The 26,307-nt window shown below is 60.5% G+C and carries 22 protein-coding genes and 2 tRNA genes; 8 read left to right on the top strand and 16 right to left on the bottom strand.

Annotated features, from left to right (window positions below; genetic code table 11):
- Positions 1-46 precede the first annotated feature (46 nt).
- Positions 47-1,726, bottom strand: a complete 1,680-nt coding sequence (gene ettA, locus ABD653_RS00075; protein ID WP_160779287.1) for an energy-dependent translational throttle protein EttA — start codon at positions 1,724-1,726, stop codon at positions 47-49.
- 199 nt (positions 1,727-1,925) lie between these two features.
- Between ettA and ABD653_RS00080 the strand changes: the two genes are divergently transcribed.
- A complete protein-coding gene (locus tag ABD653_RS00080; protein ID WP_160779288.1) occupies positions 1,926-3,140 on the top strand; it encodes a GGDEF domain-containing protein in 1,215 nt (404 codons plus the stop codon).
- Positions 3,141-3,231: 91 nt separating this feature from the next.
- Here the strand turns inward: ABD653_RS00080 and ABD653_RS00085 are convergent, their stop codons facing one another.
- The gene (locus ABD653_RS00085; RefSeq protein ID WP_160779289.1) at positions 3,232-3,798 is read right to left on the bottom strand and encodes a hypothetical protein; all 567 of its coding nucleotides are present in this window, start codon (positions 3,796-3,798) and stop codon (positions 3,232-3,234) included.
- Positions 3,799-4,086: 288 nt separating this feature from the next.
- Here ABD653_RS00085 and ABD653_RS00090 point away from each other — a divergent pair, with 288 nt between their 5' ends.
- Positions 4,087-5,466: a M28 family peptidase gene (locus ABD653_RS00090; protein WP_160779290.1), complete on the top strand. Its 1,380-nt coding sequence runs from the start codon at positions 4,087-4,089 to the stop codon at positions 5,464-5,466.
- Here ABD653_RS00090 and ABD653_RS00095 read toward each other — a convergent pair.
- The 6 genes from ABD653_RS00095 to ABD653_RS00120 all read right to left on the bottom strand — a co-directional run bounded on the left by ABD653_RS00095 (position 5,463) and on the right by ABD653_RS00120 (position 11,168).
- Complete coding sequence (locus ABD653_RS00095) at positions 5,463-6,620, bottom strand: DUF1501 domain-containing protein (RefSeq protein ID WP_325065391.1); 1,158 nt, start codon at positions 6,618-6,620, stop codon at positions 5,463-5,465. The genes ABD653_RS00090 and ABD653_RS00095 overlap by 4 nt on opposite strands.
- Complete coding sequence (locus tag ABD653_RS00100; protein WP_199801115.1) at positions 6,617-8,035, bottom strand: DUF1800 domain-containing protein; 1,419 nt, start codon at positions 8,033-8,035, stop codon at positions 6,617-6,619. Before ABD653_RS00100 ends, ABD653_RS00095 begins: the two co-directional genes overlap by 4 nt.
- A 77-nt stretch (positions 8,036-8,112) precedes the next feature.
- Positions 8,113-8,189 (bottom strand) — tRNA-Pro (locus tag ABD653_RS00105).
- A gap of 27 nt (positions 8,190-8,216) precedes the next feature.
- A tRNA-Ile gene (locus ABD653_RS00110) sits at positions 8,217-8,293 on the bottom strand.
- Positions 8,294-8,371: 78 nt separating this feature from the next.
- Entirely contained in the window at positions 8,372-9,358 is a 987-nt protein-coding gene (locus ABD653_RS00115; protein ID WP_160779291.1) for a polysaccharide deacetylase family protein, read from the bottom strand.
- 43 nt (positions 9,359-9,401) lie between these two features.
- Complete coding sequence (locus ABD653_RS00120) at positions 9,402-11,168, bottom strand: sensor histidine kinase (protein WP_160779292.1); 1,767 nt, start codon at positions 11,166-11,168, stop codon at positions 9,402-9,404.
- A gap of 217 nt (positions 11,169-11,385) precedes the next feature.
- Here ABD653_RS00120 and ABD653_RS00125 point away from each other — a divergent pair, with 217 nt between their 5' ends.
- Together ABD653_RS00125 and ABD653_RS00130 are read left to right on the top strand one after the other, a co-directional pair.
- Positions 11,386-11,856, top strand: coding sequence for an Lrp/AsnC family transcriptional regulator (locus ABD653_RS00125; RefSeq protein ID WP_160779293.1), 471 nt, complete (start codon positions 11,386-11,388; stop codon positions 11,854-11,856).
- Positions 11,857-11,900: 44 nt separating this feature from the next.
- A complete protein-coding gene (locus ABD653_RS00130; protein ID WP_344705239.1) occupies positions 11,901-12,305 on the top strand; it encodes a c-type cytochrome in 405 nt (134 codons plus the stop codon).
- Between the two features lie 12 nt (positions 12,306-12,317).
- Here ABD653_RS00130 and accC read toward each other — a convergent pair whose 3' ends face one another.
- The 4 genes from accC to ABD653_RS00150 all read right to left on the bottom strand — a co-directional run bounded on the left by accC (position 12,318) and on the right by ABD653_RS00150 (position 15,204).
- Positions 12,318-13,667 (bottom strand): acetyl-CoA carboxylase biotin carboxylase subunit, encoded by a 1,350-nt coding sequence (gene accC, locus ABD653_RS00135; RefSeq protein WP_160779295.1) that lies wholly within the window; start codon positions 13,665-13,667, stop codon positions 12,318-12,320.
- Positions 13,668-13,687: 20 nt separating this feature from the next.
- Entirely contained in the window at positions 13,688-14,149 is a 462-nt protein-coding gene (gene accB / locus ABD653_RS00140) for an acetyl-CoA carboxylase biotin carboxyl carrier protein (protein ID WP_160779296.1), read from the bottom strand.
- A gap of 117 nt (positions 14,150-14,266) precedes the next feature.
- Positions 14,267-14,710 (bottom strand): type II 3-dehydroquinate dehydratase, encoded by a 444-nt coding sequence (aroQ, locus tag ABD653_RS00145; protein ID WP_160779297.1) that lies wholly within the window; start codon positions 14,708-14,710, stop codon positions 14,267-14,269.
- 80 nt (positions 14,711-14,790) lie between these two features.
- Positions 14,791-15,204 (bottom strand): holin family protein, encoded by a 414-nt coding sequence (locus ABD653_RS00150; protein WP_160779298.1) that lies wholly within the window; start codon positions 15,202-15,204, stop codon positions 14,791-14,793.
- Positions 15,205-15,307: 103 nt separating this feature from the next.
- Between ABD653_RS00150 and ABD653_RS00155 the strand changes: the two genes are divergently transcribed.
- The gene (locus ABD653_RS00155) at positions 15,308-15,799 is read left to right on the top strand and encodes a MaoC family dehydratase (protein ID WP_325065426.1); all 492 of its coding nucleotides are present in this window, start codon (positions 15,308-15,310) and stop codon (positions 15,797-15,799) included.
- A gap of 88 nt (positions 15,800-15,887) precedes the next feature.
- On the opposite strand, the gene ABD653_RS00160 is transcribed toward ABD653_RS00155, so the two are convergent.
- From ABD653_RS00160 to ABD653_RS00175, 4 genes are all read right to left on the bottom strand, one after another.
- The gene (locus tag ABD653_RS00160; RefSeq protein WP_160779300.1) at positions 15,888-16,214 is read right to left on the bottom strand and encodes a DMT family transporter; all 327 of its coding nucleotides are present in this window, start codon (positions 16,212-16,214) and stop codon (positions 15,888-15,890) included.
- A gap of 13 nt (positions 16,215-16,227) precedes the next feature.
- Complete coding sequence (locus ABD653_RS00165) at positions 16,228-17,115, bottom strand: HpcH/HpaI aldolase/citrate lyase family protein (protein ID WP_160779301.1); 888 nt, start codon at positions 17,113-17,115, stop codon at positions 16,228-16,230.
- Between the two features lie 22 nt (positions 17,116-17,137).
- Entirely contained in the window at positions 17,138-18,658 is a 1,521-nt protein-coding gene (locus ABD653_RS00170; RefSeq protein ID WP_160779302.1) for an MFS transporter, read from the bottom strand.
- Between the two features lie 118 nt (positions 18,659-18,776).
- Positions 18,777-19,811 carry a LacI family DNA-binding transcriptional regulator gene (locus tag ABD653_RS00175; RefSeq protein ID WP_160779303.1) on the bottom strand — a complete coding sequence of 345 codons (1,035 nt, stop codon included), beginning with the start codon at positions 19,809-19,811 and terminating at the stop codon, positions 18,777-18,779.
- Between the two features lie 331 nt (positions 19,812-20,142).
- Here ABD653_RS00175 and ABD653_RS00180 point away from each other — a divergent pair, with 331 nt between their 5' ends.
- The 3 genes from ABD653_RS00180 to ABD653_RS00190 all read left to right on the top strand — a co-directional run bounded on the left by ABD653_RS00180 (position 20,143) and on the right by ABD653_RS00190 (position 26,304).
- Positions 20,143-22,836 carry a TonB-dependent receptor gene (locus tag ABD653_RS00180; RefSeq protein ID WP_160780412.1) on the top strand — a complete coding sequence of 898 codons (2,694 nt, stop codon included), beginning with the start codon at positions 20,143-20,145 and terminating at the stop codon, positions 22,834-22,836.
- Between the two features lie 94 nt (positions 22,837-22,930).
- Positions 22,931-24,463: a tryptophan halogenase family protein gene (locus ABD653_RS00185; RefSeq protein ID WP_267904706.1), complete on the top strand. Its 1,533-nt coding sequence runs from the start codon at positions 22,931-22,933 to the stop codon at positions 24,461-24,463.
- The gene (locus ABD653_RS00190; RefSeq protein ID WP_234032168.1) at positions 24,463-26,304 is read left to right on the top strand and encodes an alpha-amylase family glycosyl hydrolase; all 1,842 of its coding nucleotides are present in this window, start codon (positions 24,463-24,465) and stop codon (positions 26,302-26,304) included. Before ABD653_RS00185 ends, ABD653_RS00190 begins: the two co-directional genes overlap by 1 nt.
- Positions 26,305-26,307 lie beyond the last annotated feature (3 nt).

Consider the following 26,307-nt stretch of genomic DNA (forward strand, 5'->3'; position numbering starts at 1 on the left):
TTGTTCCGGAGAACGCAGAGATGCACCCCATAGGCCACTGATTACATCACCTAGTCAGCTTCTTATAAGCCAACCGTGTAGGCCGATCCGCCGCATCGCCCAGCCTGCGCCGCTTGTCTTCCTCATACGCCTCGAAGTTCCCCTCGAACCACTCGACGTGGGAGTTGCCCTCGAACGCCAGAATATGTGTCGCCAGGCGATCCAGGAAGAAGCGGTCGTGCGAGATGACCACGGCGCAGCCGGCGAAGTTTTCGATCGCTTCTTCCAGCGCGCCCAGCGTCTCGACATCGAGATCGTTGGTCGGTTCGTCCAGCAGCAGCACATTGCCGCCTTGTTTGAGCATCTTGGCCATGTGAACGCGGTTGCGTTCGCCGCCCGATAGCTTGCCGACATTCTTCTGCTGGTCGCTGCCCTTGAAGTTGAACGCGCCGACATAGGCCCGCGTGCTGGTGTCGTGGCCGTTGACCTGCATGTAATCGAGCCCGTCGGAGATTTCCTCCCACACATTGTTGCTCGGAGTCAGGTCGTCACGGCTCTGGTCGACATAGCCCAGATGCACAGTGTCACCGATTTCGATGGTGCCGCTATCGGGGGTTTCCTGCCCGGTGATCATCTTGAACAAGGTGGATTTACCCGCGCCATTGGGGCCGATCACGCCGACAATGCCGCCCGGGGGCAGCATGAAGGAGAGGTCTTCGAACAACAGCTTGTCGCCATAGGCCTTGGAGATACCCTTGGCCTCGATCACTTTGCCGCCCAGACGTTCCGGCACCTGGATTACGATCTGCGCCTTGCCTGGCTTGCGACCTTCCTGGCTGTCCTGCAGCTGTTCGAACTTGCGGATACGCGCCTTGGACTTGGTCTGGCGGGCGGCAGGGGTTTGCTTGATCCATTCCAGCTCGCGGCTGAGCGCCTTCTGGCGGCCCGATTCCTCGCGGCTTTCCTGTTGCAGGCGCTTGGCCTTCTTCTCGAGATAGGTCGAGTAGTTGCCCTCATACGGGTAGTAAGAGCCGCGATCGAGCTCGAGGATCCATTCAACGACATTATCCAGGAAGTAGCGATCGTGGGTGATCATCAGGACAGCGCCGGCATATTCCTTGAGGTGGTTTTCCAGCCATTCGACGCTTTCGGCATCGAGGTGGTTGGTCGGCTCGTCCAGCAGCAGGATGCCCGGCTTCTGGATCAGCAGCCGGGTGAGGGCGACGCGGCGCTTCTCGCCCCCGGATAGATTGGTGACGGGCGCATCGGAGGGCGGGCAGCGCAAGGCCTCCATCGCGATTTCCAGTTGGTTGTCGAGCGTCCACCCGTCAACCGCGTCGATCTTCTCCTGCAACACGCCCATTTCTTCCATCAGCGCATCGAAATCGGTGTCATCCTGCGGGTCACCCATTTCGGCGGAGATGGCATTGAAACGCTCGACCATGACGGCGGTTTCGCCAGCGCCTTCGCGCACGTTTTCGAGCACGGTCTTGCTCTCGTCCAGCTGCGGTTCCTGTGGCAGGTAGCCGACAGTGATGTTCTCGCCCGCCCACGCTTCACCGGTGATATCGGTGTCGAGGCCAGCCATGATCTTGATCAAGGTGGATTTGCCCGCGCCGTTGGGGCCGACAATGCCGATCTTCGCGCCCTGGTAGAATTGCAGATTGATATTGCTCAGCACCGGCTTTTGGGCACCGGGGAAAGTCTTGGTCATGTTCTTCATGACATAGGCATATTGCGCGGCCATCGGGCAGGTCCTTCGGATCGAGAAAATGTGTGGTGTCTTTGCGCGCCCAGATAGGCGCGTGAGGGCGCTGGGGCAAGGAGGCTTCGCCCTCGCTGACAACTGCGTGAGGGGATTGGGTTCTCTCCCGATCACGCGCTTTCCCTAAAGACGCCCTTAACCATATTGCCCTACCTCGGCCTGCAGGGAGCAAATCGGGTCGATGCAAACTCAGATTCTTGGGCTGGTTACGCCGATCATGGCACTGTTTTTCGCAGTGTCATTTGCGGTGCTTTGGCGCGCCGGCCGGATGAAGCGCCATGTGCTCGGCTTTGCGATTGCCTATGCCCTGTCTGCCATGGGCTTCCTGGTCACCCATTTCTTCCCCGCCGATGCCTTCTACCTCTTCCATACGACGCAGGTGTTCTACACCCTCGGCTCGGCAGTGATGCTGGCCGCAGTCTGCGAGCGTGTCGGGCAGCGGTTGCACCTGGGCAGCATTGCCATTGTCTATCTTGTCAGTGCCTTCGTGCTGGGCGTGGCGGTGAGCTTTTCCGACGATGTCGGCCCGCGGCTGATCATCGTCAACACGGGCTACGGCGTCATGTTTGCTATGGGCGTGGCAACGCTGTTGACGGCCCGGCGCCGCGACCTGGTCGACCTGGCCATCATCGTGATCATGGCCATTCAGGCGGCGGATTTCCTGGTCAGGCCGAACCTCACCTTGATGTTCGAGCGTTCGATCCCGGCAGAGGTCTATCGGGATTCGATCTATTATTCCCTGATAGGGCTCGTGCTCGGGATAAAGGGCGTGACCATTGCCATGGTCCTGATCGGCGCGACGATCGCCGAATGGACAAAGACTCTGCGCGATGCTGCCGAACAGGATGCGTTGACCGGGCTACTCAATCGCGGTGCGTTCGAACAGTCCATACGGAGCCTCCTGCCGCGCGCGCAAACCGAGGGCCGTCCGCTAAGCCTGGTGGTGGCGGACATTGATCTGTTCAAGCAAGTGAACGACATCTGGGGGCACCAGGCCGGTGACCAGGCCATCACGGCGTTCGGGAACCTCATCCAATCGACTGTACGCGGCAGTGATGTCGGCGGCCGGATCGGCGGCGAGGAATTCTGTATTGCGGTCTGGAATTGCGAGAACGAGCCTGCTGCGGGATTGGCCGAAAGGATCAGATCAGCTTTCGCCCGTCTGGAACATCCCGATCTGAACAGCGACATCCGCCTGACCGCCAGTTTCGGCGTTGCCACTGCACGCTCGGGGGAAACTTACGAGCAACTCTTCGCACGCGCCGACACGGCGCTTTACGAAGCCAAGGCCAACGGCCGGGACCGTGTAGAGAATGCCGAATTCACGCGTCTGGATGATATCGCGCAAGTCGAGGGCTCCGACTTGACCGAATGGAAGCGGGCAGCGAGCAACTAAGCGTGCGCTTACGCCTGGCGGATCTCAACTACTTGTCTTCGCCGAGCCTGCCACATCGGCAGCGTGTCGTTGTCAGGGTGCTCTTGGCGGATCAGTTGCCGGGTGATCCACACATGCCGCCCTTGGCCCCGCGCTTGGCAATGCAGCGGCCTGTTCCGAATACGCCATCCTGGTAACATTGGTTGGGTCGGCACATGGGTCTGGCCGGCTGGGATTTGACGGTCGGGCAATTGTAGGCCCGCAATGTCATGGTCACACGACAATTGGTGCAACCGCTTGTGCGCTTGAGCTGGATCAGGAATTCTTCGCCAGACCAGTCGACATCAAATCTCTGGGTATGGGAAGCTACATTGCTGCGGCTACCGACGAAGGAATCTTGCTTTCCGCGATACACAAAAGCGTTGAACCGCATAGAGGATGACGGGACCATGGAGACTGAATAGCTGCCTTCGCCAAGCACCAGCCGCTGATTGAAGAAAGTCCCATCGCGCGGTGCGTGGAAGGTGACCCATTGTTCGTTCCGCTGATTATCGCATGTCAGAATCACCGGCCCGTTGATCCGCTGTGCCTGGGTGTCACTTGAAGAAAGCAAAGCGACACCGCCACTAAGTAGTAAGGCAAACGCGGAAAGAAAGGGAACTAGAGTGCGGTCAATCATAACGGAAACTCCCGAAATGCGTCTGACCCTGAATGAATATTAGGACGGAGGTTTCTCAATGTCAAAAATCGCCGGTTCTTTGAAGCAAGCCTTTGACTGCATGGATGTTCTCACGAACTTTTTGTAGGATCGCTTACAGCGGCCTCGGCAGGTGATCCTAATTGTGTGTGAATTCCGGTTCGTCTCACCATGGATGCTTTTCTAAATTGGTAAGCCGATCAGACACATTTTCTGTTGCTCTACGCGATCTGCTGGACTCGGTCATTCTTGGCCGATAGCAGCGCCGCCATGAAAAAATTTGCCCTCGCGCTCGCCGCGCTCTCGCTTCCCACCTTCGTTCTCGCCCAGCAATCCGGCAGCGTTCCTCTGGAACGTGTAGCTGACGAAGCCATGGTGAAAGATGAAATCGCGTGGGATTTTGTCGAGGGAATCACCACCGAAGTCGGGCCGCGCCAGGCGGGTACCGAGGCGGAGAAGCGTGGCCGTGACTGGGCTGTCGCCTGGCTTGAAAAAGCCGGCTTCGAGAATGTCGCCGATGAGCCGTTCGAAATGCAGACCTGGGTTCCGGGCGAAGTGCACAAGGCAGAAGTGATCGCGCCATTTGCGCAGCCACTGGTGATCCAACCCCTGGGCGGCAGTGCATCGACCGGACCCGACGGCATCACGGCCGAGGTGGTGTATTTCGAGACCGTTGACGATCTGCGCGCGGCGCCAGCTGGCAGCCTTGAAGGAAAGATCGCGTTCATTTCGCACTCGATGACCCCGACGCAAGACGGCTCGCAATATGGATTTGCCGGCCCTGCACGCTGGGTCGGCGCTGGTATCGCCGCGAGCAAAGGTGCTGTCGCTACAATCATCAAGTCGGTCGGCACCGATCTGCACCGCAATCCGCATACGGGGGGGACCGGGTTTCCCGAAGGCCTCGCTCCGACGCCTGCAGGCGCTTTGGCCATTCCCGATGCGCTCAACCTGGAGCGGATGTTTGCGCGGGCAAACGGGCGTCCGATCACCATGAAGCTGACGCTCACTCCGCGCGATCTGGGCACAACCACGAGTGGCAATGTAGTGGGCGAGATCGTCGGGCGTGATCCCTCGCTACCGCCGGTTCTGGTCGCCTGCCATATCGATAGTTGGTGGAACGGCACAGGTGCTTTTGATGATGGTGCCGGCTGCGGCATCGTGGCTGCCGCAGCGCTGCGTGTCTCCTATTCAGGCCAACCCTTGCGCACCATCCGCGTGCTGATGGCCGGGGCCGAAGAGACCGGCCTATGGGGCTCGAAAGCCTATTCTGCGGCCCATCTGGACGAGCCCATCGGGGTCGGGCTGGAAAGCGATTTTGGCGCAGATCGTATCTGGCGTTTCGAAAGCAATTTCCGCGAGAGCAACCCGGAGCTGCACCGCAAGCTGGCCAAGTCGGTGGCAAGGTTCGGCGTTGCCGATTCCCGTATCGTTGCAAGCGGTGGTGCAGACATCAATATCTCGCGCGACCAGGGTGGGGCAATTATCGATTTGCAACAGGATGGCACCCGCTATTTCGACCTGCATCACACACCGGATGATACGCTCGACAAAATCGATATCGTGCAGCTGCGCCAGAATGTTGCAGTGTGGACGCAGGTGGTCGGCATCCTTGCCAACGAGGCAGGGCCGATCAAACCGAAGGACTAGGCGCGCAGCAGGCCCTCGACAGGGCGGCTGGTGCGGTCCGGGAAGAGGGTGCGCATCGCCAATTGCGGTTCGATGCGGAAATGCGCGGCTATTGCGCCGGCGATGTGCGCTTCGGTAGATCCGGTGGGTCGCAAGTCCCGCTCCTCATACAAATCGCCCTGACGCAGGCCCGGCCAGTCGGCGAGAATTCGCCCTCCGTTGACGGCACCACCTAACAGCAGCATTGCGCCACCGGTTCCGTGATCGGTTCCGCCGGTACCGTTGAGCGCGACCGTCCGGCCGAACTCGGTTGCGACGATAACCAGCGTATTGCCCCAATCCGCGCCCATCTCCGCCTGGAAAGCGCCCATCATCGTATCGAGGCGGCTGGCAAGATTGCGAAACTGGAAGCGCTGGCCGGCATGGCTGTCCCACCCGTCGGATTCCATCATCATCACGCGGGCACCCTCCGGCTCCTTCATCAGCGAGGCTGCAAGTGTGCCGGCGGATTCCGCATCCCGCAGGTCCCGCATTTGCGAATCGCCGGCCATGGCGCGCGTTTTTAACGCGTCGCTGAGCAGGCCGCGGAGCTGAGGATCGGATTCATAGAGCTGTGCAATGCGATCTATCAGGCCTTCATCAGCCTGGGGCAGGGCAGAGGGGGCGTAGCTCGAAACGGGATGGCTTCCCTGCAGGATCATGGGCACTGACGGCGACAGCGCCAGCGCTCTGTTACGCCCCTCCGGCAACAGGCCCACCAACCGGTTGAGCCAGCCGTCGCGCAGTGCGTAGGCCTTGTTACCCCCAGTCTCCAGCAAGTTCTGTCCATCAAAATGCGAACGCTCGCGATAGGAAGAAGCGATGGCTTGGACGAACAGGGCCTGCCCTTCGGCATACATCGCACCGACCTTGGCGAAGGCCGGATGGAGGGCAAATAATCCGTCGAGCTGCGCGACATCGGCATAGTCTTCCGCCAACCCGCCGCGTTGTTTGGCAAAGGCGGGTTCGCCGACGGGTGCCAGCGTAGCAAGCCCGTCTGCCGCGCCGCGCTGCAGAATAAACAGCAGACGTCTGTCTGTGTCTGCCTGGGCGAAGGCCATATGCGGAAAGGCCAGAGCTGCACCGCCAAATAGTGCTGATCCGGCGACGAATTTGCGGCGGTTGATCATGCTCATCTCCGCATCATTTCGGGGGACGACAACAGGAGGGCGAGGCCTTGACGCGGGCTCTCGGCGCGGGCGATTGCGGTTGCAGTCGGTTCGCCCAGACTATCGGGGAACAGATTTCGGGCCAGGGTCGGCACGCTGGATGGCCGGGCGTTCCCCGCAATCCGCGCCGCCACTTCTATCCGGCGGACCAGCGCATCCGGGGCTGCCCAATCCTTGGCCAAGTCGGGATAGCCGGCGGGCGAAGGCGCGCCCCAGACCACTTGCCCCAACTCCGACTGCATACCGGTAAAGATGCGCGGATTGATTCCGGTTGTGCCAGTGGCGCGGAGCGACGCAATGGACCACTCCCACGGTGTTCTGAACTTCATAGCTCCGTTCTGCCATGGCTCTGGCGCCTCGATCAGCGTGCGATACAGACTCGGCAAATCGCCATCCGTTTCGAGGAAGACGGTCTCGAGTCGCGTGACCAGGGAAGGGGGCGGATCGTCGCTGCTGAAATGGCGTGCCAGCTTGGTTGCGATATGTCGCGCGGTAGCTGGATGGCGGGAAAGGTCGGATAGTATGGCGAGGGCCTGCTCTCCGCCGGATTGGCGATAGGTCTGGCCCATGATTGTGCGGCTCCCGGGCTCATGAACCAGATCGGCGAAGGCGACCCCGTTGCCCAGTTCGATGGCATTGCGCAGGAAAGGCAGGCCAGCCAGGGTAAATCCGGTCAGCGCGCGGGCGAATTCTGTCACATCTGATTGCGCGTATCCGCCATCTACCCCCAGCGTATGCAATTCGAAGATTTCGCGGGCCAGATTCTCGTTCAGGCCGACCTGGTTCTGATTGGGATCGCGCCTGCGACCGTTGCGGAACCGCGCACCGACGCTGTTAGGGCCGACTGACTGGAGCTGGTCGAGATAAAGCAGCATTGCCGGGTGGAGAGCCGTGGCACGCAGCATATCGCCAAACTTGCCCAGTACATGCGGACGGATGGCCCCAAATTCATAGGGGCCGGCGAAGGCCGAGGCTTGCCGTTTTGCGACAGAGACCGTGAAGTGGTTCGACCAGAAGTGCACCATCCGCTCCACGAAGGGCGCGTTGCTCTCAACTGCGGCCTGGGCGCGAGCGCCGACATCGGCAATGTAGCTTTGCCGGGCACCGCGAAAATATCCGCGCAGGACTTGTCGCAGACCATCGGACGCATCTTCCAGAGATGTCAGATCGCGCTGGCCGCGCCGGGCATTGCGCTGCGCTGCACGATAGGCGAGGAAATCCTTGGCTGCGTCGGCGCCTGTAGGGCGCGCCGCGATTGGCCTTGGTGCAGGATCGAATTCTGACAGCTGGTCGAGCAGCCATACGCGCGGCCGATCCGGAGCGCTTTGCACGCCTTGAGCGCCGAGGCCAAAGCGGTTCAGGGCAATCGATGCAGAGGTCATACGGGCAACCTGCGCGAAGACGCGCGCTTTGTCAGGTCGCAATTCGTATCAGTTTGTCGCTTGTCGTTTCGAAAATCTGGTCGGGGAGAGAGGATTCGAACCTCCGACCCCCTGTACCCAAAACAGGTGCGCTACCTGGCTGCGCCACTCCCCGACAGATTTTCAACGCGGTCCCCGGCCATGGTGGGCCCGGCAGGACTCGAACCCGCGACCTAGCCGTTATGAGCGGCCAGCTCTAACCAACTGAGCTACAGGCCCAACCCGGACGGGTACTCCGCGTGGCAGGCCCGCTAGCCTGCGCAGGCGCAAAGGGCAAGGTGAATAAGTGCGATCTGCTCACACTTCGACATTGGTCATGATTTCTTTGACCGTGGTCGGGGCCACGCCGCGTTGCTTGAAGTAGTCGTAAACCGCGCGAAACCAGGCGTAGAGCCCGTCGACATCTGCTTCGGTCCGGACATAGGGCGTATGGCCCGCAGCAAGCGAGGGGCTGTGAAATGACAACACGATAATCGGCAAACCATCGTCGATCGCGATGTCGACGCCGCGCAGAGCTTCATCGATGGAAACGCCCTCTGGTGTCAGCGCGATCCGTTCCAGCAAGCCCATCTTGGCCAGTGCGCCGGACAGCGTATCGGACTTGTCGGCCAGCGGGTGAATCCAGTCGGCCTGCTTGCGCAACAAGCCCCAGAAAACCGACGTGACCGGCAGCTCGAGGAGTCGCTGATCGTCGCCAACCCACCATGGTTTGAGCGGATGAAGGCCGTAGTCGGGGCCGTGACCCCTGGCATAGTTGAATTTCGAGCGAACCGAGGTGTCGACCGCGATGCCCGCCTGTTTGAGTATCTTCGCGGTTGAGGGCCCGGTGCCATAGCGTCCGGCGCGATAGATTTGGGGTACGGCCTTGAAATTGGCTTCAATTGCATCGCGCAAGCGAAGGAACTTTTCTCTCTCCAGGTCGCCGGGCAGGTTGCCAGCGTAGCTGTTGAAGGCGTTGACCTCTTCTTCGAAGGGCGGGTTTACCCATGGGTGCAGTTGGATGCCGATCTCGGCTTTGCCGCGTGCGCACGCATCACCGATAATCTCTTGCGCCCGGCTCGATTCCGCGATGGGCCAGTCGATGAGATAGACCGGCGAAACGTCGATATTCTCGCAGAATTCCTGGAACCGGGCGATATTGCGCACGTGGTCCAACCCGTATCCGGTGGCACTGAACGGGCCGTCCCAATCAAATTCCTCTTCGGTGTCGACTGTCAGGAGGGTGCGCGGCGCGAACCCTTCCTTGAAAGTCGCGAGATTACCGGGAGGGGGCAGTCGTTGCATTGGCCGCGGGCGGTCCTTTACCTGATGCGCCCGGGATCACTGCTCAGCTCGCTGCGGGTCGCCTGGCGCTCTGCGAGCTGTCATCTTGGCTAAGATTCGCCCCTGCAGTGGTCAAGAGCGGAAGGGTCAGAACCAGCCGGTCATCCACTCTTGCAAGCTCGCCGTCTTGTGATCGTGCCTCGGCACGGGCCAGGCGCAGGGCAAATCCACTGCCGAACGATCCAGCGCTCAACATTCCACCGCCGCTTTGTTTGGGGCTCTTCGCAGCGAAGATATCATCCTCGATCGCCATCGCTGCAGGCAATTGGCAATCGAGCGTGGCAGTGCCGTCTTCGCGCATAAGGCTGATCCGGCCACTCTCTCCTGGGGCAAGCGAAGCTGCGAGCGCAGCCAGGATACGCCAGCTCAACTTCTCGGCATCATTTTCGGCCATGCCGGTTATGCAGCCATCTGCCAATTTGGGCGCGAAGCCCGCGTTACGCGGGCGCAATATCGTCTGGAGTTGGGCAATCTGCGCCCCGATGATAGCCGAAAAATCGCTTTGGCCCGCATCCAGCTCCCGCTCTCCGGATTCCAGTTTGGCTAACCTGTCCAGCTCATCGAACCCTGCCAGCATTCGGGCACTGTCCCCGGCAATCGACGCGGCGAGCGCGCGATATTCATGCGGCACGGGGCCGAACAATTGTTGCTGGATGACTTCTGAAAAGCCCTGGATCGCGTTCACGGGAGTACGCAATTCGTGCAGCAGCTGCCGGATACGGTCGCTGCCGGTGTCCTCGGCATAGCGGCGATTGTCCGCCATCTTACGCCGCAAGCGACCGGCATAGCCGTAAAACCGTCCATCCGGTTGCGAGAAACGAGGTGACGCATCAAGGACCCATTCCCCCGCCAGCGCGGGCGCTCCGTCCAGGATTACCGCTGCGTTCACCAAAGGCTGGCGTCTGCGCATCGCGTGTATGGCAGCAGGGGCCAGCACTTCCTTAAGGTCGAGAAATTGCACCAGAGAGGCAACGTGATCCTCGGCCCAATCGACTTGCCCCTGGATATCGGCGCTGAAGATGAAGCCGTCTTCGCCCGCTGTCGCCTCGGCGTCCTCGATATCCTCGAATGGCAAGCGGGGATCGGGCGTGGCAGACGAGGCCTTGTTCGCGGCGCGGTTGCGTTGGAAAGCTTCGATCCGTTCGACCAACGCGGCAATCGGCGTCCCCTCCACAGCGGGCAGGCCCTGGCTGTCGGAATCGTTCGCGGGCTGAGGCGGCGTGTTGGCGGCAATCGGGCTGACCTGGGCGGTGGCCAAGCTTGCAGCGTCTTCGACAGGCTCGTGCCCAACTTCGATCGATTGATCCAGAACATAGGGTTCATCAGCCTGCGGCAAGGGCAGGGCACGGTCGCTCACGCCGAGCCTTTCGAGCAACCTGACGGCCCCTTGCGGCAAATCATTGCGAAGCCGCAGGAAACCGCGGGCCCGGATCGGCAGGCGGGGAATGAGCGCTTCCCAATCGGATTCAGACAAGGTGGCGGTGCCCAACGCAGCGGCGGCCACCGCAGGTTCGTCCTCCGCGAAATGGGCTGCCAGTTCGGGGTTCTGGAACCGCCAGCCCGGTGCACGGATCATCGCTGCCCGATCATTCGCGGGGATCGCCTCGCCCAGTGCACCCAGCCGCAACCATGCCGTTGCCATCAGGTTTTCGTCCCTGCCGTGCCGGCGACGCCCCAACAGGTCCAACAATTGCCGGAACTGCGTGCGCGCCGCGCGTTCACCGCTGGCACGATGGCGCAGCACGGTGGCAAGGCGGTCGTCAAAATGCATGGTGCGCGGGGCTACTCCGACGGAATCAGGACGGGCCGCACGATGCGGCATCTGCGCGTGTCGTAACAGTTTCCGAGAGGTTAAGAACCACAGCTATGTGGCGCGTTGCAAAGCGGGACAATTGCTGTCATGAATAATAATATTAGCGAGAACGCCCTGTTGTGAGCGCGTTCGTTTCGCGACATTGCGGATCAAGAAGCGGGAAAAGGGGCTCCAAATGGCCAATCTCGACGAAATCGACAAGCGACTGCTGGGGGAACTTCAGAGCGAAGGGCGGATCACCAATGTCGAATTGGCACAACGAGTAGGGCTGACAGCTCCGCCATGCCTGCGTCGCGTACGCGCTTTGGAAGAAGCGGGCGTCATCCGCGGCTATCACGCCGAATTGGAACCTTCCAAACTGGGCTTTGCCATCACCGTCTTCGCAATGGTCAGCCTGAAGAGCCAGGCGGAAGACTCCTTGCGCGAGTTTGAAGAGCATATGCGCGACCTGGCAGAAGTACGTGAAGTGCACATGCTCAACGGCGAAATCGACTTCATCCTCAAGATCGTTAGCCGGGATCTTCAGAGTTTCCAGGAATTCCTCACCAGCAAGCTGACGCCAGCGCCCAATGTGGCAAGCGTCAAGACCAGCCTGACGATCCGCACTGCGAAGCATGAGCCCGGGGTGCCTTTGGAGCGGGGATAAGCCGACCTGACCAGCTATCATTAAAGTGGGGTGGGCCTCTGCAAATGAAAGCACGACCTATGAAGATCGCCCTGATTCCAGCCATTGTCCTGTTGATGGCCTCGGGATGTGCCCCCTACGGATCGTCAGATAATTCTGTCCAGTCGGCCAAAGCGTCGGCCCCTCCCTTGAGTGCTGCTGCAGTGGAAGGCAAACGTCTGTCGGAATCGCTGTGTTCCGGCTGCCACGCGGTGACTGCCGGGCAGATCTCGCCTAACCCTTCGGCGCCGGGCTTCGAACGGATCGCCAATATGGACAGTCTGACGGAAGAGAGCCTGCGTGACTGGCTGCGGGATTCGCACAATTTCCCTGAGAAGATGAACTTCGAAGTGGTCGACGAAGATGTCGCAGCGTTGGCAGCCTACATCATCACATTGCGCAAAGAGGGCTACAACCCGCCGATCGAGTAGTGAACCGCAGGCCTAGGCCTCGCGCGTCTCCAGCCACTCTTCCAGCCATTTGATGCTGTAGTCGCCGTTCAACACATCGTCCTGCCGCAGCAATTCCTGGTGTAGCGGGATCGAGGTTTTGACCCCCTCGACTACCATTTCCTCCAGCGCACGGCGCAGGCGCATGATGCAGCCTTCGCGGTTGCGGCCGTAGACGATCAGCTTGGCGATCATGGAATCATAGTAGGGCGGGATCGAATAGCCGGCGTAAAGCCCGCTATCGACGCGCACATGCATGCCGCCCGCCGGGTGGTAATAGGTCACTTTCCCCGGCGAAGGGGCGAAGGTGAACGGGTCTTCCGCGTTGATCCGGCATTCGATGGCGTGGCCGTTGAATTCCAGCTCGTCCTGCGCAACCGACAAGGGCTTGCCATCGGCAATGCGGATCTGCTCGCGGACCAAGTCAACGCCGGTGATTGCCTCGGTCACCGGATGCTCCACCTGCAGGCGCGTGTTCATTTCGATGAAATAGAAACCGCCATCTTCCCACAGGAACTCGATTGTGCCCGCACCACGATAGCCCATTTTGGCCATCGCATCGGCGCAGATCATCCCCATCCGGTGGCGCTCGTCATCGCTGAGAATGGGCGAGGGCGCCTCTTCCAGAACCTTCTGGTGGCGGCGCTGCAGCGAGCAGTCACGCTCACCCAGATGGATCGCATTTCCTTCGCCATCGCCAAACACCTGGAATTCAATGTGGCGCGGATTGCCGAGATACTTTTCGATGTAGACAGTGGCATCGCCAAAGGCGGCCTTCGCCTCGCTGCCGGCCTGCTTCATCAGGGTTTCGAGCTGGTCTTCGCTCTCGCATACCTTCATTCCGCGACCACCGCCGCCGCTGGCGGCCTTGATAATCACGGGATAGCCGATTTCTGTGGCGATCTTGCGGCCCTCTTCCGGGTCGGAAACAGCGCCATCGCTGCCCGGCACCAGCGGCAGGCCTAGCTCTCCGGCGGTCTGCTTGGCGGCAACCTTGTCGCCCATGGTGCGGATATGTCCAGGCTTGGGCCCGATCCATTTGATGTCGTGAGCTTCCACGATCTCGGCGAATTTCGCGTTCTCTGACAGGAAGCCGTAGCCGGGATGGATCGCATCGCATTGCGCAACCTCTGCCGCAGATATGATCGCCGCGACATTGAGGTAGCTTTCGGTCGCAGACGGCGGCCCGATGCACACGGCATGGTCGGCCAGGCGCACATGCATCGCCTCGGCATCAGCGGTGGAATGCACCGCGACGGTTTCAATGCCCATTTCATGCGCGGCGCGGTGAATGCGCAAGGCAATCTCGCCGCGATTGGCGATGAGGATCCGCGAAATACCCATAGTGTTTCCCGCGCCCCGCCTCAGCCGATCACAACGAGCGGCTGGTCAAATTCGATCGGCTGCGCGTTTTCGACCAGGATGGCCTTGATCGTGCCGGACTTGTCCGCCGTGATCGGGTTCATCACCTTCATCGCCTCCACGATCAGGATCGTGTCGCCTTCCTTCACACTGTCACCGACTTTCACGAAGTCGTCTGCGCCCGGTTCGGGGGCGAGGTAGCATGTGCCGACCATGGGCGACTTCATGGCGTCCCCGTGGTCATCAGCAGGCGCTTCGCTGGCTGCCGGTGCAGGGGCAGCTGCGGCAGGAGCCGCCGCGACAGGTGCAGGAGCGGCAACCATTGCGGGCGCGGCCGGTGCAGCAACGCCGCCACCGCGCGAAACGCGGATCTTCTGGTCGCCATCTTCAACTTCGATTTCGGTGAGGCCCGATTCAGCCAGTAGCTCGGCGAGTTCGCGCACCAGCTTGCTGTCTACATTCATTCCGGTCTTCCGTCCGGAGCTGCGCTTCGTTTCGGCCATATATGTCCCTGTAGGTAACCCGAGGCATCGCGTATGCGCGGCTGCATGGAATAGCGCAAGGGGGCGCAGCGCGCTTTTTTACAGGCTCGCCGCCTTCTCCAGCGCGACGATATAGGACTGCGCGCCAAGCCCCTGAACCGTAGCGGCAGCCGCCATGCCGACATAGGAAATATGGCGGAATTCCTCGCGGGTTTCGGGATCTGACAGGTGTACTTCGACCACCGGCACACCAATTGCCTTGATCGCATCGAGCAGGGCGATCGAGGTGTGGGTGTAGGCCGCAGCATTGAGCAGGACGGCTTTCGCATCGCGCTCCTTTGCCTCGTGCAGCCAATCGACCAGCTCGCCTTCGTGATTGCTCTGACGAAACACGGTTTGCAGCCCCAGCGCCCCGGCCTTCTCGGCGCACATCGCCTCGATATCCGCCAGCGTCTGGTGCCCGTAAATCTCCGGCTCGCGCGTGCCGAGCAGGTTGAGGTTGGGGCCATTGAGGATGAAGACAATGTCCTGTTGCGCGTCCATGTGTCCGTCCTATCGGCTCCCGCCGACGACGGGAAGGGTGAAATCCTTCAGGATGGAACACATGGAACACAGTCCTGGCGCTATTTGTCGATGCCTTTCGCTTTGCCCCATTGGCGCGCGGCGGTGTAGCCGAGATAGCCGGTGCCGAAGAGCGCATAGAGCGGCTCCGGCAGACCGGAGAGATAGGCGTTGATGCCCGTGCTGATCGCGGTGGCCGATTGGGGGGAGAACGCCGCGATAACGCCCATTGGCAGCGCGAACAGCAGGATCACATACATCACGTAGAGGAAGCTCGGCCTGGCGCGACTGGTCCAGGGATCGGGCGATTGCGCTTCGGCTACGATGGCAGAGAGCCGCGCCTCGATAGCCTTGAGTTCGTGTGTGCCTTCTAGGGCGAGCAATTCGAGCTTCGCCTTGGCGCGGGCTTCCTTGTCGGGGATAATCTTGTCCACGATCGAGGCGATCGGGCCGATAAGGGATTCGAGGATGGCCATGGGGAGTGGTCCTTTTTGGTTTTCAAGGGGTGACCGAATAACCAGAAGGGTTCGTGTAGGAAAATGATTGTGCGATGGTTGGACCGGGACATCGCCCTCGGCTATCGCGCCAGCACACACAGTTCAGGAGACGACGATGGCGGGTATCTGGTTTGACGAGATGGAAGTGGGGCAGGTGATCCAGCACCCTATCCGCCGCACGGTGACCGAGACCGACAATGTCATGTTCACCTGCATGACCCACAATCCGGCGCAGCTGCATCTCGACGAAGAATATATGAAGGGCACCGAATACGGTACCCGCATCGTCAATTCGTGCTTCACGCTGTCGCTGATGGTGGGGATTTCGGTCAACGACACGACGCTGGGGACAGCAGTCGCAAACCTCGGCTGGGACGAAGTGCGCTTCCCCGCGCCCGTGTTCCACGGCGATACCCTGCGGATTGAGACCGAGATCGTCGGGCTGAGGGAGAGCAAGTCGCGGCCCAATGCCGGAATCGTGACCTTCGAGCACCGCGCTTACAACCAGAAGGACGACGTTGTGGCGACGTGCAAGCGGTCGGGATTGCAGTTGAAGCGGCCGGTGGAGGGGTGAAGGCGGCTGTTCTGCCACGTTTCGACAGCCGGCCTTACCGACTTGGCAAATGTCTTGGCAGAAGCTGCCTCGCGCGAAAACGAAGGTACTATGAGGCGGCGGTGGTCAATTTGAGGCCTACGGCGCCTACAAGTACCAGAACGATGCAGAAATATTGGATCGCAGCCAGTTTCTCGTCGAATGCGAAAACGCCAATGGCGGTAGCGGCAACGATGCCGACACCTGCCCAGACCGCGTAGACCACACCTACGGGAAGCACTTTCATTGCCGGAGCCAAGACCCAGAAACAGGCCGAATAACAAAGAATTGACAGCATACCCCAATGCCATTTTTCAAAGCCGTCGGATAGCTTGAGCAGAAATGTTCCAGTCACCTCCAAGGCAATCGCAATCCCGAGAAAAATCCACGCATTCATTGGCGCTTGCTCCTCAAATCCGCCCCGCTGCCCGCAACAACCCTTTCGCCCGGTCGAGATGCGGCCGGTCCAACATTTTGCCCTCGTGCCCGATCGTTCCCGCGCCGGGATTGGCGGCGAAGATGTCGACGATCTGCTGCGCGGCGGCGAGTTCTTCCTCGCTCGGTGTGAAGACGCGGTTGATCACTTCGACCTGTGCCGGGTGGATCGCGAGCATTCCGGTATAGCCTTGCCGCTTCACATCGCGGGCGCGCGTTTCCAGCCCGTCCAGATTGCGGAAATCTGCGTGGATGGTCTCCACTGGCTGCACGCCTGCATGGCACGCTCCGAGCAGGCACAGGCTGCGGGCGAGTTCATAGGGATGGTCGTAGGTGCCATCCGGCCCGCGATTGTCGCTTGCGCCTAGCGCATCGGAGAGATCCTCTGCGCCCCAAGTCAGGCCTGACACACGCGGTGCATCGGCATAATCGCCGCATTGGAACATCGCGCCTGCGGTTTCGGTCGCCAGCACGAGCACGCGGGTGGAGCCAAGTTCGATTCCGTTGGCTGCCTCCAGCGCGGTGAGGAAGTTGTCGAGCGTGTGCACATCTTCGCGCCCGCGCGATTTGGGCAGCAGCAGGCCGCCGGGTTTGGCAGGCATAATCGCGGCAAGGTCATGCGGGGTGAGACCGCCGTCGAGCGGGTTGACCCGCACCCACAGCCGCGCGCGTTCTTCGTCGCTTGCGCTCGCCAGCCGGTCATGCACCAGTTTGCGCGCTTCGGGTTTGGCCTCGGGCGCGACGGCGTCTTCCAGATCGAAGATGGCGATGTCGGCCTCGCTCGCGGCGGCCTTGTCCATTTTCTTCTGGCTATCGCCGGGGGCGAACAGCCAGCTGCGGGCAGTTGTCGGTTCTGTCGTCATGCGCGCTGCGTTAGCGCGTCCATTACGCCTTGGGTAGGGCCGCCTGCACACGCAGCATCGCCGCCGCCGCGATCAGCCAGCTGGCGGCTGCAAACAGCATCGTCCAGATCGGCTCGCCCGGGAAGAAGGCCTGCATGATCGATCCCATCACGGTCGCCACCAGCAGTTGCGGCACCACGATAAAGACGTTGAACAGGCCCATGAAAATGCCGAGCTTTTGCTGTGGCAGATTACTGGCAAGGATGGCGTAGGGCATGGCCAGAATGCTGGCCCAGGCGATGCCGATGCCGATCTCTGCCACCAACAGGGTGTTGGCATCACGCACGAAGAAGAACATCAGGAACCCGATTGCACCCAGCGTCAGGCAAATCGAGTGCGTCTTCACTTGCCCGAACGTCCGGCTAAGCCATGGGAGCAAGGCGAGCGCGGCAATTGCTGCGACGCCATTGTAGACAGTGAACAGGACATTCACCCAGCTCGCGCCTTCATTATACGCAGTGCTGGTGGTGTCGGTGCTGCCGAAGACATATTGGGTCACCACCGGTGTGGTGTTGATCCACATGATGAACAATGCCGACCAGCTGAAGAACTGCACGAGCGCGAGGCGCTTCATCACGTCGGGCATACCGGAAAAATCACCGACGATGCTGGAGAGCATATTGGCCGTCTTGCCCTGTTTGGCGAGCGAAATGCCGATCGCGCTCAGCAATCCGTAGGCCAGCAACAAGGCCCCCAATAGGTACACCTCTTTCTCCAGCCCGAGGGAATTCACCGCGAAAAGTACGGCGATGCCGATGGCGGCCCACACCGCCGACGAGGCATAGGACTTGGCCGCAAGAGCGCGCACTGGCTGGGCCACATCGCCCGCCGGGGCGCCATCGAAGGCGAGCATTTCTTCCGGGCTGTATTCCTTGGTTGTCACCACGGTCCACATCACCGCGGTGAACAGGGCAAAGGCGCCGAACCAGAAGCTCCATTTCACCGTATCGGGCAGGCCGCCATCGGCGGCGACATTGCTGACCCCGAACTGTTCGAGGAAATAGGGAAAGATCGATCCGACCACTGCACCTGCGCCAATGAAGGCGGTTTGCACGGCATAGCCGGCGCTGTGCTGGTCGGTGTTGAGCATATCGCCCACGAACGCACGGAACGGCTCCATCGAGACATTGAGCGAGGCGTCGAGCACCCACAGCATGGCAGCGGCAAAGATCAGCGGCGCGGCGATCAGCGGGGCGAGTGGCATGACGAACAGCGACAGCGCTGCAAAGATCGCACCGGTCAGGAAATAGGGCCGGCGGCGGCCCAGGCGGTTCCACGTCTTGTCTGACAAATGCCCGATAATCGGTTGCACGATCAGGCCCGTCAGCGGCGCAGCGACCCAAAGCGCGGGCAGATCGTCCATGCTCGCGCCCAGCGTCTGGAAGACCCGGCTCATATTGGCGTTTTGCAGCGCAAACCCGATCTGGATGCCGAAAAAGCCGAAGCTGATATTCCACAGGCCCCAAAAGCCCAGCTGTGGTTTCGCGCTGGTTGCACTGGTCACAATGATCTCTCCCCGGTCGCCGCGCTTCTTGTGGCGCTCACGATCTCCGGCATGTGCTGGCACGCGCCATGCGGCGGGGCAAGACGCATACGAATGTGGTCAACGCAGGGGGTGCGGGTCAGCTGCCGGTGCTGGCTCTGGGTACGAGGGTGGCTGGCAGCTTGGTCGGGGCAGGGGGCTTGCCGTCGATTTGCGCGACAAGGCTTTCCAGCAAGGCTTCCCCCGCACCGCGCATATCCTGCATCATGGTGGTAAGCGGAGGTGTGGTAAGTGCTGCGGTGGGAATGTTGTCGAACCCGATCACGGCAACATCGCCGGGCACCGATCGTCCGGCTTCGGCCAGTGCGCGCAGGGCCCCGATGGCGATCAGGTCGCTGGCCGCAAAGACAGCGTCAAACCGCTGCCCGCTTTGCAGAAGGGATTGCATGGCGGCAAAGCCGTCTTCCTCGCTGGTCAGCGCGTTGGCCTGCAAGGCCGGATCGCACGCCGCGCCTGCAGCCTGCAATGCAGTGCACATGCCCTGGTAGCGGTCGGCAAATTCGGGATAGCGCTCATCTGCCTGGCCCAGAAAGGCAATCCGCTTGCGCCCCTGCGCCAGCAAATGTTCTCCGGCGAGTTTGCCCGCCCCGAAATTGTCAGACCCGACAGTCGCGCCCACATTGTCTTCGCGAACCGATCCCCAGCGTACGAAATGGGTGCCCTGGCCGACCAGCTGCTCCAGCCGTTCCTCGTACAAAGTGTAGTCGCCATAGCCGAGCAGGATCAGCCCGTCGGCACGGTGACTGTCCTGATACTGCGTATGCCAGTCATCGCCCATTTTCTGGAACGAGATCAGCAGGTCCAGCCCACGCGCTCCCGCCGCCCGGGTGATCGATCCCAGCATCGCCAGAAAGAACGGGTTGATCATACTGTCGTCAGGTGTGTGATCTTCGAAGAACAGCAGAGCAATCGTGTTGGAGCGCTGCGTGCGTAGCGAGCTCGCATTCTTGTCGACCGTGTAATTGAGGTCGGCGGCAATCTTTTCGATCTTGGTGCGGGTCGCCTCGCTGACCGAGCGATCACCACGAAGGGCGCGGCTGACGGTGGGCTGCGAAACCCCGGCCAGATAGGCGATGTCAAAGCTGGTTGGCTTGCCGGTCGGTGCACGACCCATGTGTTTCTCTCCGTGCAACAGACTAGGCGTATGTTGCCGCAAAGTAACTAGGGCTTTTGCCCGTACTGCCCCCGTGCAGCGGCTTTTGGATCAATGTTGCACATCAGTGACACACCCCCGTGCTGCACTGCACAAACATACGTATACGATCTATGCGAAGGCGTTTTTGCCTGCCTACAACCATGGTCAAGGCGTGCGGGGGTCGCGCGCCAAGCACCGACTTTAAGCATTGGCTTTTCAGTCCGGGATTACCGCCACAACAGGCGGGACTAGGGAGAATACCAACGTGATTGACCGCAAGTATCTGACTGCAGGGATCAGTGGCCTGGCAATGGCGCTTACGCTCGCACCGCAGGCCGTCCTGGCGCAAGACGCCGACAGTGGCGAAGAAGCCACCGGCGAAGAGCCCGAAGACGAGAACATGATCATCGTTTCCGGCTTCCGCGAATCGCTGGAAAGCGCCGTTGCTGAAAAACGCAACAGCGACCTGATTCTGGAATCGGTAACCGCAGAAGACATCGGCAAGCTGCCCGACGATTCGATTGGTGAATCGATTGCCCGGCTGCCCGGCGTTACGTCGCAGCGCCTCAATGGCCGCGCCAACGTGATTGCCATTCGCGGCCTCGGTCCTGACTTCTCGCAAACGCTTCTCAATGGCCGCGAACAGACTTCGACCGGTGACAACCGCGCAGTCGAGTTCGACCAGTATCCGTCCGAAGTCGTCAACCAGGTGGTTGTCTACAAGACGCCTAGCGCATCGCTGGTGGGCCAGGGCCTGGTCGGCACCATCGACGTGCGTACGATCCGCCCACTGGAAGCCGGTGAGCAGGTCATCGCCATCGGCGCCAAGGGTTCTTATGCAGATATCGGCGCACTGAATGCCGGTTCGCGGGAATTCGGTTATCGCGTCAACGGCACATATGTCGATCAGTTTGCAGACGACACCATCGGTATTGCGCTGTCGGCTGCTTATACCGACGAGCCCTACCAGCTGCAGGAATTCAACGCCTGGGGTTATGCTGGCAATGGCGATCCAACCAGCCCGTTCGTGATCGGTGGATCGAAGAGCTTCGTTACGTCGACACAGCTGAAGCGCTTTGGCGTGACCGGCACGTTCCAGGCCGAACTGACGCCGACCCTGATGCTGACGGCAGATGGCTTCTATTCCAACTTCAACGATGACTCGACCAAGCGCGGCATCGAGCTGCCGCTCGGCTTTGGCGCGTTCGGAACGCAGTTCGACCCGAGCACGGCGACGACAACGACGACCGAATTCGGCGAATTCGCAACGTCAGGCACCTTCACTGGCGTCGAAGGCGTGGTCCGTAACGATGTGTTCCAACGCAAGGCGGACCAGTATTCGGGCGGACTCAACCTTGCTTACGAAGGTGATGACGGCTGGAGCGCGTTCTTCGATTTCGGCTATTCGCGCACCGACCGCAACGAGCTGAGCATCGAAAGCTATTCGGGCACCGGCTACAATGTTGGTGTTGGCGCGACCGATACGATCGGCTTCATGTCCGATACCAGTGGCACCAGTTTCAATCCTTCGCTCGATTACAGCAATCCGAACCTTATCCGGCTGACCGATCCGCTCGGTTGGGGCGGCAGCCGGGTTCAGGCCGGTTACTATAACGACCGGATCATTGAAGATGAGCTCAAACAGTACCGTCTCGGTGTGTCGAAAGAGCTGGGCGGTTTCTTCTCCAAGATCCATCTCGGCCTGTCCTACACCAATCGTGACAAGAGCCTGACGCCGGACGAATTCTTCGTTCAGCCAGCTGGCGGTGCCACGGAAGTTCCGATTCCCGCAGATCTGCTGCTGCGTTCGACCGATCTTGGTTATCTCGGCCTCGGCCCGATTGTCAGCTATGATGCGCGCGATGTGATTGCATCAGGTGTGCTGGTGCTTGATCGCAACCTGTCCAACGATATTCCTGCGAAGGCATACCGGATCAGCGAAGATCTGATGACGCTGTACGCGCAGCTGGATATCGAACAGGATATTGGCGGCGGCGTGCTGACCGGTAATGTCGGTGTCCAAGCGATCAACACGGACCAGAACTCCAGCGGTATCTCTTTCGCCAATGGCAATCAGGTCGATGTCTCGCTGGGCGATGATTTCTGGGATGTCTTGCCGAGCGCAAACCTCTCGCTGCGTCTGGACAGTGACTGGGTCTTCCGCCTCGCAGCTTCGCGCCAGATCCAGCGCCCGCAGCTGGACGATCTTCGCGCAGCGATTGGCTATGGCGTCGTGACCACGATTGACGGGCAGAGCCCGACCGGCGTCTATCCGTATATCAACGGTGGTGGCGGTAACCCGCTGCTGCGTCCGTATCGTGCCAATGCCATCGACTTTAACGTCGAGAAGTATTTTGCGAATGGCGCGGGCGTGATTGCCCTCCAGCTCTTCTACAAAGATCTGGTCAGCTACATCGATGGTGCCAACACCGTATTCGATTACTCGGGCCTGCCCGATCCTGCTGGCGTCGCTCCGGCGACCCAGATCGGTATCCTGAATTCCGAAGTGAACACGGGTGGCGGCAACTTCTTCGGTGCCGAGCTTTCGGCTACCGTGCCATTCGATGTCTTCTTCTCCGCACTCGAAGGCTTCGGTGCGACCGGCGGTGTGGGCTGGACAGAGACCAAGGTCGAAGATGCCAATGGCAACACAGACGTTATTCCGGGCTATTCCGAATGGGTGGCCAACGGCACGCTCTATTACGAGCGTGGTGGCTTCAACGCCCGCGGTAGCGTCCGTTATCGTTCGGAATTCCTGGCTGACTTCACCGGTTTCGGCGGCAATATCACGCGCCGTCTCGCCCGTGCAGAGACTATCGTTGATGCGCAGATCGGCTACGATTTCGACAGTGGTCCGCTTGAAGGTCTTTCGATCTATCTGCAAGGCCAGAACCTCACCAACGCGCCCTTCGTGTCGCAGTTCAACGTGCCGGTGCGTGAGGCAGTAATCGACAACCAGGAATATGGTCGTCGTTTCCTCGCCGGGTTCACTTTCCGGTTCTAGGGGCGTGAAACATCGGGGCAGTGCGAATGGCAATCATGCTATTCGTTGCTGCCCCGTGTTCCTTTACTGGTAACAGCCAGGAAGGATCAGGCCATTGACCGGGACACGAACATTGGACGGAGCGGAGCAGACACCGATCATTATCGTCGGCGGCGGGACCGCCGGCTGGATGGCAGCCGCCACGCTGGCGCGCTTTGCCCATCGCAAGGTGGTATTGGTCGAATCCGAAGAGATCGGCACGGTCGGCGTTGGTGAAGCGACGATCCCGCAAATCCGCCTGTTCAACGCGGCGCTCGGCCTTGATGAGGCGGAGTTCCTTCGAGAGACAAAAGGCACGTTCAAACTTGCGATCGAATTTGCCGACTGGTCCGGCGAGGGGAGCAGTTATCTCCACGCCTTCGGTACTGTGGGCCACGGGGCAGGGGTGCTGCCGTTCCAGCATTATTGGCTGAGGGCCCGCGCGGCGGGCACCGCTGGGCCATTATCAGACTATTGCCTCAACGATATTGCCGCGCGCGCCGGCAAGATGGGTATGTGGCGTGCCGAGCCGGGCAAGCCTGCGCCCGATCTGCCCTGGGCCTATCACTTCGATGCCGGGCTCTATGCCGCCTATCTGCGCCGCTATGCCGAGGCGCGGGGCGTGACGCGCATCGAAGGGAAAATCGCTGCGGTCGAGCGCGATGATGCAAGCGGCGACATTGCTGCGCTGAAGCTGGAAAATGGTGAGCGGGTTTCCGGTGGCTTCTTCATTGATTGCACCGGTTTTCGCGCATTGTTGATCGAGCAAACTCTCGGAGCCGGATTCGACGACTGGAGCCACTGGTTGCCGTGCGATCGCGCGGTCGCCGTGCCGTGTGAAGCCAAGGGCGATTTCACGCCCTACACTCGCTCCACCGCGCGCAAGGCCGGGTGGCAATGGCGCATTCCGTTGCAGCACCGGGTCGGCAACGGACATGTCTATTGCGCGGATTTCATGAGCGAAGATGAGGCGACGTCTATCCTGCTCGCCAATCTTGATGGTGCGCCGCAGGCCGATCCGAAGCCGCTGCGCTTCACCACGGGTATGCGGCGCAAGCAGTGGTCGCATAATTGCCTCGCGCTCGGCCTCGCCGCAGGCTTTATGGAGCCGCTGGAATCGACCAGTATCCACCTGATCCAGGCTTCGATCGCGCGGCTGCTGCAGATGCTGCCGGGCGAAACTATCGCGCCAGCGATACGCGATGAATTCAATCGCCAGGCGGAGTTTGAATGGACCCGCATCCGCGATTTCCTGATCCTGCATTATGTCGCGAATGCGCGAGAGGGCGAGCCCTTCTGGGATCGCTGCCGCGCCATGGATTTGCCCGATACTCTGACTGACAAGATCGCTGCCTTCCGCGCCACCGGCTATATTCATCGCGAGCATGAAGAACTGTTTACCGAGCAAGGTTGGCTACAAGTCCTGATTGGCCAAGGGGTTATGCCCGAGAGTTACAATCCGACGGCCAATGCCATGCCGGGGACTGACCTTGGCGCAATGCTTGGCCGTATTACGCAGGGCCACCGGCAGGTCGTTGGTTCCATGCCCGACCATGCCAATTTTCTGCGCGCTTATATCCAGCCGAAAGACATGAGGAAATCTGCCTGATGAGACTTGCCGCATCTGCTCTGGCGATGGTGCTGGCTGCCTGCACCACGACACCAATTGGCGCACAGGAGCCTGCTGCCGATACAGTTTCCGCTGTGCGCGATCGCGCGCCAACGGAGGAAGTGATCTACTTCGTACTGCCGGACCGTTTTGCCAATGGCGATGCCGGGAATGATCTGGGCGGGTACGAGGCGGACAGGCTCAAGAGCGGCTACGATCCGACCCATAAAGGCTTCTATCACGGCGGTGATTTGAAAGGGCTTACCGAGAAGCTAGACTATATCCAGGGCATGGGTGTGACCGCGATCTGGTTCGCGCCGATTTTCAAGAACAAGCCGGTGCAGGGCGACCCGGCCAAGCCCGAAACCCTGAGCGCCGGCTACCACGGATATTGGGTCATTGATTTCACCCAGGTCGACCCGCATTTCGGCACCAATGCGGAATTCAAGGCCTTCGTCGATGCCGCACATGCGCGCGGGATGAAGGTCTATATGGACATCATTACCAATCACACCGCCGACGTGATCAACTACGCCGAAGGCGAGTATGCTTTTCGCAGCAAGGGTGCTTTTCCCTATTCTACTCGCGGAGGGCCGGATGGGGAGCCTATCAATGAAGGCTTCAATGGTGACCAAGATTCGAGCGGAACCAATTGGGCCAAACTGACCGATCCAGCCTACGCCTATACGCCTGTGGTCCCCGAGGCGGAAAAAGACATAAAGGTTCCGGCCTGGCTCAACGATCCCAAATATTACCACAATCGCGGAGATAGCGAGTGGTGGGGCGAAAGCGCGGTCTACGGCGATTTCGCCGGGCTGGACGATCTCTTCACCGAAGATCCGCGCGTGGTCGAGGGCATGATCGATATCTTCGGCAGCTGGATCGATCGCTTCGGCATCGACGGATTCCGTATCGACACGGTCAAACATGTGAATCCGGAGTTCTGGCAGCAATTCGTGCCCGCCATGCTTGAGCGGGCCGAAGCCAACGGCATCCCCAATTTCCATATTTTCGGCGAAGTCTATTGGGCCGGCCCCAAGCCGGGCGGCCTTGCACAATTCACCCTGCGAGACGAACTGCCCGCAGTGCTCGATTTCACCTTCCAGGCTGCCGTGACCGAGCTGGTTGCCAAGGGGGCCAGCCCCGAAGTGCTGGCAGAAATGCTCAAGGGCGACATTCTGTACAAGGGCGGCGAAACTGCCGCGCTCCAAATGCCGACCTTCCTCGGCAATCACGATATGGGGCGTTTCTCCATGTTCGTGAAAGACGCCAATCCCGATGCCGATGGCGAGGAATTGCTGGCGCGCACCATGCTCGGCCATGCGATGCTGATGACGCTTCGCGGTGTGCCGACGATTTACTACGGGGACGAGCAAGGCTTCGTAAGTGATGGTAATGACCAGCTGGCGCGGGAGAATATGTTCCCGAGCAAGGTCGGCGCGTATAATGACAACACCCTGCTCGGCAGCGACGCTACGACAGCGGTCGACAATTTCGATCCCTCCCATCCGCTCTACACCCTGATCGCAACACTGGCGGATGTGCGGGCCAATACTCCGGCGCTTCGGACAGGGCTGACCACGATCAATACGTTCGATCGCGAGGCCGGGTTGTTCTCGGTTATCCGCACCGATCGGGCGAGCGGCCAGCGGGTTCTTCTCGCCTACAACACCAGTGGGGACAGCATCACGCGCGGTGTCGAGGTCGACTACCGCACCAATGATGTCGAAACGCTGGCAGGCCAATGCCCGGTCAGTATTTCTGCGCCCGGCTCCATCGCCATCACATTGCCCGCTTTCGGTTTCGCAGTGTGCGAACTGATCGAAAAGAAGGACGACTGACCT

Origin of the sequence: Parerythrobacter jejuensis (assembly GCF_039536765.1) — a bacterium.
Lineage (GTDB): Bacteria > Pseudomonadota > Alphaproteobacteria > Sphingomonadales > Sphingomonadaceae > Parerythrobacter > Parerythrobacter jejuensis.

Excerpts from the sequence above, each read along its gene's own strand:
- ettA (WP_160779287.1), bottom strand. The coding sequence starts at position 1,726 with ATGGCCGCGCAATATGCCTATGTCATGAAGAACATGACCAAGACTTTC.
- ABD653_RS00080 (WP_160779288.1), top strand. The coding sequence starts at position 1,926 with ATGCAAACTCAGATTCTTGGGCTGGTTACGCCGATCATGGCACTGTTT.
- ABD653_RS00085 (WP_160779289.1), bottom strand. The coding sequence starts at position 3,798 with ATGATTGACCGCACTCTAGTTCCCTTTCTTTCCGCGTTTGCCTTACTA.
- ABD653_RS00090 (WP_160779290.1), top strand. The coding sequence starts at position 4,087 with ATGAAAAAATTTGCCCTCGCGCTCGCCGCGCTCTCGCTTCCCACCTTC.
- ABD653_RS00095 (WP_325065391.1), bottom strand. The coding sequence starts at position 6,620 with ATGAGCATGATCAACCGCCGCAAATTCGTCGCCGGATCAGCACTATTT.
- ABD653_RS00100 (WP_199801115.1), bottom strand. The coding sequence starts at position 8,035 with ATGACCTCTGCATCGATTGCCCTGAACCGCTTTGGCCTCGGCGCTCAA.
- ABD653_RS00115 (WP_160779291.1), bottom strand. The coding sequence starts at position 9,358 with ATGCAACGACTGCCCCCTCCCGGTAATCTCGCGACTTTCAAGGAAGGG.
- ABD653_RS00120 (WP_160779292.1), bottom strand. The coding sequence starts at position 11,168 with ATGCATTTTGACGACCGCCTTGCCACCGTGCTGCGCCATCGTGCCAGC.
- ABD653_RS00125 (WP_160779293.1), top strand. The coding sequence starts at position 11,386 with ATGGCCAATCTCGACGAAATCGACAAGCGACTGCTGGGGGAACTTCAG.
- ABD653_RS00130 (WP_344705239.1), top strand. The coding sequence starts at position 11,901 with ATGAAAGCACGACCTATGAAGATCGCCCTGATTCCAGCCATTGTCCTG.
- accC (WP_160779295.1), bottom strand. The coding sequence starts at position 13,667 with ATGGGTATTTCGCGGATCCTCATCGCCAATCGCGGCGAGATTGCCTTG.
- accB (WP_160779296.1), bottom strand. The coding sequence starts at position 14,149 with ATGAATGTAGACAGCAAGCTGGTGCGCGAACTCGCCGAGCTACTGGCT.
- aroQ (WP_160779297.1), bottom strand. The coding sequence starts at position 14,710 with ATGGACGCGCAACAGGACATTGTCTTCATCCTCAATGGCCCCAACCTC.
- ABD653_RS00150 (WP_160779298.1), bottom strand. The coding sequence starts at position 15,204 with ATGGCCATCCTCGAATCCCTTATCGGCCCGATCGCCTCGATCGTGGAC.
- ABD653_RS00160 (WP_160779300.1), bottom strand. The coding sequence starts at position 16,214 with ATGAATGCGTGGATTTTTCTCGGGATTGCGATTGCCTTGGAGGTGACT.
- ABD653_RS00165 (WP_160779301.1), bottom strand. The coding sequence starts at position 17,115 with ATGACGACAGAACCGACAACTGCCCGCAGCTGGCTGTTCGCCCCCGGC.
- ABD653_RS00175 (WP_160779303.1), bottom strand. The coding sequence starts at position 19,811 with ATGGGTCGTGCACCGACCGGCAAGCCAACCAGCTTTGACATCGCCTAT.
- ABD653_RS00180 (WP_160780412.1), top strand. The coding sequence starts at position 20,143 with ATGGCGCTTACGCTCGCACCGCAGGCCGTCCTGGCGCAAGACGCCGAC.
- ABD653_RS00190 (WP_234032168.1), top strand. The coding sequence starts at position 24,463 with ATGAGACTTGCCGCATCTGCTCTGGCGATGGTGCTGGCTGCCTGCACC.